The 10340-nt window shown below is 35.6% G+C and carries 10 protein-coding genes; 5 read left to right on the top strand and 5 right to left on the bottom strand.

Annotated elements, in window-relative coordinates:
• Nucleotides 1–258: transposase (locus H510_RS0112570; RefSeq protein WP_026904650.1), on the bottom strand; the 258-nt coding region annotated here is incomplete at its 3' end.
• A gap of 218 nt (nucleotides 259–476) precedes the next feature.
• The gene (gene ychF / locus H510_RS0112565) at nucleotides 477–1577 is read right to left on the bottom strand and encodes a redox-regulated ATPase YchF (protein WP_026904649.1); all 1101 of its coding nucleotides are present in this window, start codon (nucleotides 1575–1577) and stop codon (nucleotides 477–479) included.
• A gap of 171 nt (nucleotides 1578–1748) precedes the next feature.
• Here ychF and H510_RS0112560 point away from each other — a divergent pair, with 171 nt between their 5' ends.
• Genes H510_RS0112560 through H510_RS0112550 form a run of 3 tightly spaced genes read left to right on the top strand, consistent with a single transcriptional unit; the run spans nucleotide 1749 to nucleotide 5194 of the window.
• Nucleotides 1749–2240 carry a DUF5362 family protein gene (locus H510_RS0112560; RefSeq protein WP_051291208.1) on the top strand — a complete coding sequence of 164 codons (492 nt, stop codon included), beginning with the start codon at nucleotides 1749–1751 and terminating at the stop codon, nucleotides 2238–2240.
• A 37-nt stretch (nucleotides 2241–2277) separates the two neighbouring features.
• On the top strand, nucleotides 2278–4581 hold the full coding sequence (locus H510_RS0112555; protein WP_026904647.1) for a family 20 glycosylhydrolase: 2304 nt from the start codon (nucleotides 2278–2280) through the stop codon (nucleotides 4579–4581).
• Between the two features lie 10 nt (nucleotides 4582–4591).
• Nucleotides 4592–5194: a hypothetical protein gene (locus H510_RS0112550; RefSeq protein ID WP_026904646.1), complete on the top strand. Its 603-nt coding sequence runs from the start codon at nucleotides 4592–4594 to the stop codon at nucleotides 5192–5194.
• Here the strand turns inward: H510_RS0112550 and H510_RS0112545 are convergent.
• Complete coding sequence (locus H510_RS0112545) at nucleotides 5191–5796, bottom strand: hypothetical protein (RefSeq protein WP_026904645.1); 606 nt, start codon at nucleotides 5794–5796, stop codon at nucleotides 5191–5193. The genes H510_RS0112550 and H510_RS0112545 overlap by 4 nt on opposite strands.
• Nucleotides 5783–6280, bottom strand: coding sequence for an RNA polymerase sigma factor (locus H510_RS0112540; protein ID WP_026904644.1), 498 nt, complete (start codon nucleotides 6278–6280; stop codon nucleotides 5783–5785). Before H510_RS0112540 ends, H510_RS0112545 begins: the two co-directional genes overlap by 14 nt.
• 109 nt (nucleotides 6281–6389) lie before the next feature.
• Between H510_RS0112540 and H510_RS0112535 the strand changes: the two genes are divergently transcribed.
• On the top strand, nucleotides 6390–7463 hold the full coding sequence (locus H510_RS0112535) for a formylglycine-generating enzyme family protein (protein WP_026904643.1): 1074 nt from the start codon (nucleotides 6390–6392) through the stop codon (nucleotides 7461–7463).
• Between the two features lie 866 nt (nucleotides 7464–8329).
• The gene (locus H510_RS0112530; protein WP_026904642.1) at nucleotides 8330–9802 is read left to right on the top strand and encodes a phytoene desaturase family protein; all 1473 of its coding nucleotides are present in this window, start codon (nucleotides 8330–8332) and stop codon (nucleotides 9800–9802) included.
• A 162-nt stretch (nucleotides 9803–9964) separates the two neighbouring features.
• Here the strand turns inward: H510_RS0112530 and H510_RS18845 are convergent.
• Nucleotides 9965–10340: transposase (locus H510_RS18845; RefSeq protein ID WP_036692797.1), on the bottom strand; the 376-nt coding region annotated here is incomplete at its 5' end.

The following is a 10340-nucleotide window of genomic DNA, read 5'->3' as shown; positions in this document are numbered from 1 at the left end:
TTTTTTTATCACATCCTGCAACATTTGCTTGTCCAGGCTAAGGTCAGCAACCAGTTTTTTTAATTGGCTATTCTCCTCTTCAAGCTGCCGTAAACGCCGAAGCTCGCTTACTCCAAGCCCGCCATACTTCTTCTTCCAGTTAAAAAACGTAGCCTGGGAAATACCCATCTTCCTGCAGATCTCTTCTACACGAGTTCCAGTCTCTGACTGTTTCAAAGCAAAGGCTATCTGGGCCTCCGTAAATTTTGATTTTTTCATCGCAATTATTTGTTTCAAGTTATAAATAATTGCCCTGCTTCTCTAATTTTGATCGTTGCTGTTTTGTGGGAGGAGGTCACAATAAACATACGAGACACAAAGGCTAAAGAAGATTTGTAGTATTTACTTTGATAGTAATTAATCAAACTCACCACACCCCAAAAATAAAAAAGCCAAATCCTCAAAGATTTGGCTTTTCTCTATCTCAAAAATGATTTTTAAACATTAAATCTAAAGTGCATAATATCACCATCTTCAACTATATAAGTTTTGCCTTCAACACCTAGTTTACCTGCTTCTTTACAAGCGTTTTCAGAACCTAAAGTCACAAAATCCTGGTATTTAATCACCTCGGCTCTAATGAAACCTTTCTCAAAATCACTATGGATAACGCCAGCAGCTTGTGGGGCAGTAAAACCTTTGGTGATGGTCCAAGCCCTAACTTCTTGCACACCTGCAGTAAAATAAGTTGATAAATTTAATAAGCGATAAGCCGCTCTAATCAATTTAGCCACGCCAGATTCTGTTAAACCTAAATCGGCCAAAAACATTTGGCGCTCTTCATAATCTTCCAGCTCCGCAATTTCAGATTCTATCTTGGCAGAAATAATCAAAACCTCGGCATTTTCATCTTTAACAGACTCTTTTACCAGGTCTACATATTTATTTCCGGTGTTTACAGAAGCTTCATCAACATTACATACGTATAAAACCGGTTTGATGGTGAGTAAGCTTAAGTCTTCAATAAACTCAAAATCCTCGATAGTGATAGGAGCGGTACGGGCAGATTTTCCAGACTCTAAATGAGATTTTACTAAAGATAGTATCTCGAAAGTCTTTTTAGCATCCTTATCAGTACCTGTTTTAGCAGTTTTTTCTACTTTTTGGATACGCTTAGTTACCGTTTCTAAATCTTTCAATTGTAACTCGGTATCAATAATTTCTTTATCTCTGATAGGGTCTACAGAACCATCAACGTGGATCACGTTACCATCATCAAAACAACGTAAAACATGGATGATAGCATTGGTAGCTCTGATATTTCCTAAAAACTGGTTTCCTAAACCTTCGCCTTGTGAAGCACCTTTTACCAAACCTGCTATGTCTACAATCTCAATCGTATTTGGAACAACCTTTTGTGGTTTTACCAATTCGGCAAGTTTAGTTAACCTTTCATCCGGAACGGTAATTACACCAACATTGGGTTCAATAGTACAAAAAGGAAAGTTTGCTGCTTGCGCTTTAGCATTAGACAAACAATTAAATAGGGTAGACTTGCCTACGTTGGGTAAACCAACTATTCCGCACTGTAGTGCCATATTTTTTTTATATTATGATTTGTATTTTTTGATGTTTATCTGGGTTTTACCAAGAAACCAAGACTAAAATTTGCGCAAAGATAAGAGTTTAAGTATAAAATTTTGGTTTAAGTGTAGCTTCCTTTTTAAAGAATTTCATTTATATTCATAAAAATTTAAATTTTACTAAACATGGAAGAAAACAACTACTCAGAAAATCTAGACAATCAAGAAAATCAAAACCAAGAAGAAGTAAAGGCATTGGTCTTTAGCTTCTCTATAGAAGAATTTTTATTAGAAACGGCCAAGTGGGCTAAATTTTTAGCTATAATGGGTTTTATATTTACTGGTTTAGCAGTTTTATTAGGATTATTATTTGCCGTTTTTGGTTCGGCTATGCTATCTGCAACTACTTTTGGTGCCATTGGTGGTGCTGCCTTCGGACTAATTTATATCATTGCTGGTTTGATATATTATTTCCCAGCAAAATACCTTTATGATTTTGCCGTTTATACCAAACAAGCCATTTTAATCAAAGACCAAGAATCTATTGAATATGCTTTTTCCAAAATAAAATCAGTATTTAAGTTTTGGGGAATTATAGTCATCATTATTTTAGTGATATACTTTTTAGCTTTCATTTTTGGCATTGCATCGGCCATTTTTATGGGGATGGGTTCTTAATTATAAATACTAAGCTTTTAAATATTTTAACATCGATATGCGTTTTTATTTCTTTATTCTTTTTGCTCTACTCTCTTGTTCTGTATTTAGTCAGGCTATAAACCAAAACTTAGGCATTATACCCGCACCACAAGAAGTAATAACTAAAGAAGGTTTTTTTGTGTTAACACCGCAAACGGCTATTCTTTATCAGCAAGATGCAGATAGAAAAATAGCCGAGTTATTTAGAGATTTAGTAAAACAGCATAGTGGTTTTGAGTTGGTGGTAGCCAAAAACTTTATTCAAGCACCAGAAAGCCTTATCAGCTTTATCAATCAAGCTTTACCGCAAAATCCAGAAGCTTATGAAATCAACATCGGCGAAAAGCAAATTACCTTAAGCGGACAAGAGCAAGGGCTTTTTTACGCTATGCAAAGTTTAGCACAGTTGTATCAGTTGCATAAAAGTAATCTTAATATTCCGCAGGCTATCATTAAAGACCAACCAAGGTTTCAGTATCGTGGTTTACATTTAGATGTGGGCAGGCATTTTTATCCGCTAGATTTTATCAAAAAGTATATTGATATCATGGCAATGTACAAGCTCAATAATTTTCATTGGCATTTAACAGAAGACCAAGGCTGGCGCTTGGAGATTAAAAAATATCCAAAACTAACAGAAATAGGAGCTTACAGAGCGCAAACTTTAATTGGTAATTTCCACGACCGTATGCCACAATGGTTTGATAACAAGCCTTACGGCGGATTTTACACACAAGAAGAAGCCAAAGAAATTGTGGCTTATGCAGCATCCAAATACATCAATGTAATACCCGAGATAGAATTGCCAGGCCATGCTGTTGCTGCTTTAGCATCATACCCAGAGTTTGCTTGTGGCGATACGCCAGGGCCTTTTAAAGTAGAAGAAAAATGGGGTGTTTTCCCTGATATTTTTTGTGCAGGTAAAGAAGAAACCTTCCATTTTTTAGAAGATGTGTTAACCGAGGTGATGGCTATTTTTCCCTCCTCTTATATCCATATCGGTGGCGATGAAGCGCCTAAAACCCGCTGGAAAACTTGTAGGTACTGCCAAAAGCGTATCAAAGCTAAAAAACTTAAAAATGAAGAAGAGCTTCAATCTTACTTTATCCAACGGATAGAGAAATTTGTAAACAAAAACGGCAGAAAAATTATAGGTTGGGATGAAATTTTAGAAGGCGGTTTAGCACCCAATGCCACGGTAATGTCGTGGCGAGGAGAAAAAGGTGGCATAGCAGCTGCACAGCAAAACCACGATGTGATCATGACGCCCGGTTCAAACGGTTTGTATCTAGACCATGTTCAAGGTCGCTCAGACCAAGAGCCGCTTTCTATAGGTGGTGATGGCAGGATAGAGCTGCTTTACCAATACAACCCTACACCAGCAGTTTTAACAGCAGCACAACAAAAATACATCAAAGGGGTGCAAGCCAATATGTGGACAGAATATATGCCTACCACGCAAAAAGTAGAGTATATGCTTTTTCCTAGGGTTATGGCTTTGGCAGAAGTAGCATGGACAAATACCTCCCAAAAGGATTATCAAAACTTTGCTCACCAGCGTTTGCCTTTACACTTAAACCTGCTCGACCAAACCTCTACACTTTACAGAGTGCCTACTGCTATAGGTGCTAAAGATACCACGCTAAATATCCAATCAAGCTATACCTTCACGTGGAAACCTTCTGTAAAAGATGCTGTTATCTATTATACATTAGATGGTAAAACACCCGATGCTACTTGTTTAGTTTATCAAGGGAATTTAGAAGTTACCGTAAAAGAGGGCGAGCGTATTCCAGTAAAATCTATCGTAATTACACCTTCTGGTAAGCGTAGTGCTGTAATAACCACTTGGTTAGTAAACCGTAAGCCTTTAGAAGCTATTACAGATACGCCAGCAGTTTCAGGAAGTTTAAAATACCATTATGTTCCGGGCAAATTCACCAGCGTTTTAGAAATTGATACCAATTTAGCTACAAAAAAAGGTTTGGTTAATCAGCTAACGCTAAGTAAGATAAGCGGTAAAGATAGAAGCTATGGTTTAGTATTTAGCGGATACATCAAAGTAAATGAAGATGCAACTTTTGAGTTTTCTTTATTAAGCGATGATGGTTCTAGGTTGTATATTGATGATGAATTGATTATCGATAATGATGGCAAGCATGCCCGCTATGAGCGAGCTGCCGGGGTTTGGCTAAGACCAGGCTTACACAAAATTAAATTAGCTTATTTTGATGATGGATTAGGTTCGGCCTTAAAATTATCCGTTAAAGGTACGGATGGAAAGAAAATAGAATTACCCGCAGTGATGATGTTTAATTAGTTTTTAGACGATGAATAAAGTATTGACTTATATTTTTGTATACACTTTAAGCTTAGTAGCTTGTGGCGAGGCAGAACAAACAGAAAATAAAGCTCCTCAAACTAAAGTAGTTTTACCTCAGCCTTTTAAAAGCATGCAAAAATTGATGGTAAGGCCAGGTTTAGATTTTCATATTGTAAACTGGGGTAAAGGTGCCGATACGCTAGGTGCTGTGCTGGTTTTGCGTACTGATACTTTACAGCAAGAAAATACGGCTTACAATCTAGAAATAGAAGGCAAGTTTGTGGAAGCCTTTAATACCGATATGGATACCGATGGTAATCCAGAGATTTTAATTTATACCACCTTAAATGATAGCGTTAAAACCGCAGAATTATATTGTTTAGAGTACAATAACGGCGAACCTAACCGAATTAAATTCCCAGCTTTAACCAGTAAAACATCCAAATTATACCGAGGAAAAGATAATTTTTACCTCCACGAAGGCAAGCTGAGAAGAGCTTTTGATTTGTACGAGAACCCCAATCCAAAAGCAAAACCTACGGGTAAAAAGCTGATAGAATACAGCATCAGAAGCAATACTTTTGATATTACCGAAATCAAAGAAAACTAATTCTCCTGATTGGCAAATTGCTTTTTTAAACGTTCCAGTTCAGCAATCAGCTCATTAAAACGTCTTTCCTCTTTACGGATATAAACAACCCTGATGAAGAAGGTACATAAAGCAAACCAGGTGACAGAAAAAGCTACCGCCAACACCAAAGTTATGGTATTTACATGGTTAAAAAACTCGATAAAATACAAACCCAAAGCCAGTGCTAAGGCAACAGTATAAACGTAGTAATTACGTGTATTTTGTTGAAAACGCTCTTTTCTAAAGCCCTCGATATAGTCAATATGCTTTTCCGGAGTTTCTAAAAGAGAATCGTTATTTAATGTTTTTAAGTTTTTAATTTGGGTATAGATATAATAAAAGCAACAAAGCTCAAAAATAAACATGGCAATATGGGTAGTCCAAGTATTAAAAGATAGGGTAGCCCACAAATAACCAATGGTACAAGCTGCTAAAACCATCCAGATAAGTTCTATCCAAATTTTAGCACTAAATTTATTCCTCGATTTTTTATAACGAGAAATCAACTCCTTATAATCAACTTTAGGAGTATTATCGGCTTGTTCGTTCCAAATATTTAATATAGAATCAAAGTCTTTCATGCTTATTAAAAAGTTCTGTAAGCTTGTGTTTAATACGGTGAATTTTAACTCTCAAATTTCCTTCGGAGATACCAGAAATCTCCGCAATTTCTGGATAAGGCACTTCATCCATCACCAAAGTAATCAAGAGCCTTTCATTTTCTTCTAGCTGGGCAATACAATTGTAAAGCGTTTTAATTTGTTCTTGTTTCTCTGAAGTTTCCTCAGCTTTGTTTTCTATGATGTTTGGTGTTAACTCGTCCTTAGCTTGTCTTTTTTCTGTTTTAAGGTAAGTTAAACAAGTGTTTACAGCTATCCGGTAAATCCAAGTAGAAATCATGGCTTGGTTTCTGAATTTGTCCAGATTTTGCCAAACTTTCAAGAAAGTCTCTTGCATTAAATCATTCGCACTATCCTCATCATTGGTATAACCAAAACATAAACGATATATTTTCTTAGAATTAGCCTGAAAAATTTCTTTGAAAATTTGTTCCTTCTGAGACATTTATGTGAGTAGTTTTTTAGATGAGATAGGTTTTGAGTTTAATTGTTACAAATTAGAAGAATAATTTTGATAATTTTAAATTTTGAAAGCCAAACATATTCCACACACGATGTCAAATCTCAGATTAAAAGAGTCTTTATTAGGGTTAAGCTTACTAGCTATCACTTTTAATGCTTGCCAGCAAAGCACCAAACAAGTAGATACCAATAGCGAAACAGATAGCACTGTAACTATCAATTTTAATGGCGATACATCAAAAACGGGTATGGTTTATATTCAGGGAGGTACATTTATGATGGGCGGAGACAATGAACAAGCCGATAAAGATGAATTTCCTAAACACCAAGTAACAGTTTCTGGCTTTTGGATGGATGAGCATGAAGTAACCAATGCGCAATTTGCCAAGTTTGTAGAAGCTACAGGTTATATCACCACGGCAGAGCGCAAACCCAATTGGGAAGAGCTAAAAAAGCAGCTCCCTCCGGGTACTCCTAAGCCTGATGAAAGCCAGTTAGTTGCAGCATCCTTAGTTTTTACACCAACAACTGCTGAGGTTGATTTAAATGATTACAGCCAGTGGTGGCGCTGGGTAGAAGGTGCTAATTGGAAACATCCAGAAGGTCCGGGTAGTGATATTAAGGGGAAAGATAATTACCCTGTAGTACATATCAGTTGGGACGATGCCACAGCTTATTGCAAATGGGCAGGAAAACGCCTGCCAACAGAAGCCGAGTGGGAGTTTGCAGCCCGTGGAGGTTTACAAAATGCCATTTATCCTTGGGGTAATGAACATATCAGTAAAGGCATAAAAGCAAACTCATGGGAAGGAAGTTTCCCTTACCAAAATCTTAAAAAAGATGGTTTTGATGGTTTAGCGCCAGTGAAATCTTTCAAACCTAATGGCTACCAATTGTATGATATGGCTGGCAATGTATGGGAATGGTGTGCAGATTGGTACAGAAACGACTATTACGAAACCGCTAAGCAAGCAGGTGGCATTAGTAACCCAAAAGGTCCAACAGACAGTTACGACCCTGATGAGCCTTATACGCCTAAAAAAGTAGCAAGAGGCGGTTCCTTTATGTGCAACGATAGCTATTGTTCTGGTTACCGCGTTGCAAGACGTATGAAAAGCAGTCCGGATTCTGGCATGAGTAATATGGGGTTTAGATGTGTGAGGTAGGTGGTTAGGTGGTTAGTTGGTTAGGTTGTTAGTTTGTTAGTTGGTTAGGTTGTTAGTTTTTGGTTGGATAGGGATGTTTGACGGTTTATAATTTTGCCTTTTTGATGAGTTATTGATTTATTTTTAATTTTTCCTGTCATTACGATGAGGAACGAAGAAGCAATCTGTTTTTATTGATTGAAGGATTGATTTTTTGAATGAGTGATTTCCCTGTTTTTTAATTTTTAATTTTTCCTTTTGAATTTTTCCTTTCATAGCGATGAGGAACGAAGAAGCAATCTCATTTTTTTATTGATTGAAGGATTGATTTTTGAATGAGTGATTTCCCTGTTTTTTTAATTTTTAATTTTACCTTTTTAATTATTATTCAACCACGGAGTACGCAGAGCACACAAAGCTGGGTGAAGACTTATAAAAGCCCTCTGTGAACATTGTGTTTTCTGTAGTTAAAACCATTCAATTTTCTAGTATCAAGGATGAGTAAAATAAAAGAAGAAAATTAATCTCTATATGATGATTCAAAGCCTTTAGCTTTCCGCCTTTAGCCTTACGCTTTAAGCACTTTAATTCCGAGTATCAGATTAAAATTATCCGTGTATATCCGAATAATAATTGTCTTTATTATTGTTTAAATTTTTAGAGCAAGTATTGAAAATCGTCATACACGATAGGTAGTAGCCATATAAAAACCAAAATATAGATGCTTATAAAGCATATTAACCAAATAAAAAGTCCTTTAGATCATTTGAATATTTAAAATCTAATACTAAATTGTAACTTAATCTAAAAATATGCGCTATAGGATAGCGGATATTTACTAGTTGGGCGATATTTTATAAGCAACATATTCAACGACAGACAACTAAATGATTGAAGAGTACGACATAGCAATTTTTGGAGGAGGAATTTCGGGATTTTCGACAGCATTAAGACTTCAAAGTAAAGGATTTAAAACTATCGTTTTTGAATCTCACGGACAGTTGGGAGGTTGTGCTGGATTTTTCACCAAAAAAAATTTTTCATTTGACGTTGGAGCAACAACATTGGTTGACTTTGTAAATGATGGTGTTGGTGGAAACTTTTTCAAAGATATAGGCTTAGAGCTTCCAAAGGGAGAGTATATTGAATACATTGCTTGGTTACCAGATAGACAGGTTATACTATATCGAGATTTTGAAAAATGGAACAAAGAACGTTTAGAAAAATTAGGTTCGACAGACAAGCACATTAAATTTTGGAATCTTATGGACAAGGTTACAAAGGTATTTTGGAATGCTAGCCGGGATAATATTAAATTGCCAATTCGTAGTCCAAAGGATTTGTACATTGTATTAAAGACTATTGGAATTCAAAATTTGTATTTGGTAAAATATCTGAATTCAACAATGCTTGACATACTAAAAAAATTCAATTTAGAAAAAGACAAACCGCTTATTGGTTTACTTTCAATGCTGATAGAAGACACTGTTCACAGCAGTATTGATAAAGCACCTTTTATCAATTCGGCTTTAGGAACTACCATTAGAGGTGCGGGTCTTATGAGAGCAGACGGTGGAATGAAAAATTTTTGGAATTATTTATCAACTCATTATTTAAAAATTGGGGGAACATTAAAAAAAGGGTATAGAGTAATTGGTTTCAAACAAGAGGAAGCAAATTGGAGTATAACAACAAATAAAGGAGTTTTTAAATCTAAAAAAATAATAAGTTCTTTACCAATTGACCTGACATATAATATTTGCCCAAGTTCAATAAAAAATAAATTACAACCATTTATAGCAAAAAACGAAAAATATCAAGGAAGTGCAATAGTAGTTTTTTTAGGTATTCCCGAGTCGGAAATTTCTAATCAGACTTTTAAGCACCACCAAATTTTACTTGATTACGAAACAAAATTAGGAAATGGAAATAATATGTTTATTTCTATTTCTGCAAAAGACGATAACATTTCAGCACCGTCAGGTTTTTGTTCAGTTATGCTTTCAACTCATTGTGAACTTTCTGAATGGCAAAATTTATCAGAAACAGAGTATCAAATCAAAAAGCAAAATATTGGACAAAAATTAATTGAAACTGCAAGAATAGTCTATCCAAGACTTGGAGAAAATGCTGTTATTTATGAAGTAGGAACACCTTTGACATATCAAAAGTTTACAAAAAGGACTAATGGAAGTGTCGGCGGGTTTAAACAAACACTTAAAAACGCGAACTTTAATGCTGTTCCACAGGACATTGGAATTAAAAACTTTTGGCTTGCAGGCGACAATACCTGGCCAGGACTTGGGACAGTTGCAGGATTAATTTCAGGTAGAATAGCAAGCGAATATGCAGAAAAATAAAAACATCGCCCAACAAGGGTAACTGTTGCACAACTCACTAAATAGTTATATAAAATCATTTTATTAAGTAAAGAAGCGTTATTTAAAGCTGATATAAGCGAGGCACATTTTTTTTTGTTGTTTTATTGTTTGTAAAAAAAGCGAGTCTCTAAAAGGCTTATTTTAGTTCAGATACAAAGGGTTTAAGAAATTAAGTTTGATATGCTGATTTAGCTTTAATACATCCACACTTAGGGTGTGATATTTAATTTTAGGACGAGAGAATTTCATCAATTTTTTCAGATTATAAGCTATAGCACTCATTAAGACGTGTTTATTAGCGCTGATCATCCCTCTGGTGTTTAGCCGCTTCAAATTCATGAAGTTTATTAAAGTACCTAGTACAGGTTCTACCGTTCTACTCCTTATTTTACTGATAGCTTTTGCGTATAGAGGATTAGCTTTCAGTTTTTGGTGCATACGGTCGTAATAGGGTTTGTCAATACTATCCTCAATCTTTTTGAATTTTGTAGCAGCCCCACAACAAGTGATTCTTAAT

It is taken from the genome of Pedobacter glucosidilyticus DSM 23534 (assembly GCF_000425145.1).
In the GTDB taxonomy this organism is placed as follows: Bacteria; Bacteroidota; Bacteroidia; order Sphingobacteriales; family Sphingobacteriaceae; genus Pseudopedobacter; species Pseudopedobacter glucosidilyticus.
This window is presented reverse-complemented; position numbering and strand designations above follow the sequence as displayed.

Bases quoted from the DNA above. Each gene is read 5' to 3' on its own strand.
- H510_RS0112535 (WP_026904643.1), top strand. From the start codon at position 6,390: ATGTCAAATCTCAGATTAAAAGAGTCTTTATTAGGGTTAAGCTTACTA.
- H510_RS0112530 (WP_026904642.1), top strand. From the start codon at position 8,330: ATGATTGAAGAGTACGACATAGCAATTTTTGGAGGAGGAATTTCGGGA.
- H510_RS0112560 (WP_051291208.1), top strand. From the start codon at position 1,749: ATGGAAGAAAACAACTACTCAGAAAATCTAGACAATCAAGAAAATCAA.
- ychF (WP_026904649.1), bottom strand. From the start codon at position 1,577: ATGGCACTACAGTGCGGAATAGTTGGTTTACCCAACGTAGGCAAGTCT.
- H510_RS0112545 (WP_026904645.1), bottom strand. From the start codon at position 5,796: ATGAAAGACTTTGATTCTATATTAAATATTTGGAACGAACAAGCCGAT.
- H510_RS0112555 (WP_026904647.1), top strand. From the start codon at position 2,278: ATGCGTTTTTATTTCTTTATTCTTTTTGCTCTACTCTCTTGTTCTGTA.
- H510_RS0112550 (WP_026904646.1), top strand. From the start codon at position 4,592: ATGAATAAAGTATTGACTTATATTTTTGTATACACTTTAAGCTTAGTA.
- H510_RS0112540 (WP_026904644.1), bottom strand. From the start codon at position 6,280: ATGTCTCAGAAGGAACAAATTTTCAAAGAAATTTTTCAGGCTAATTCT.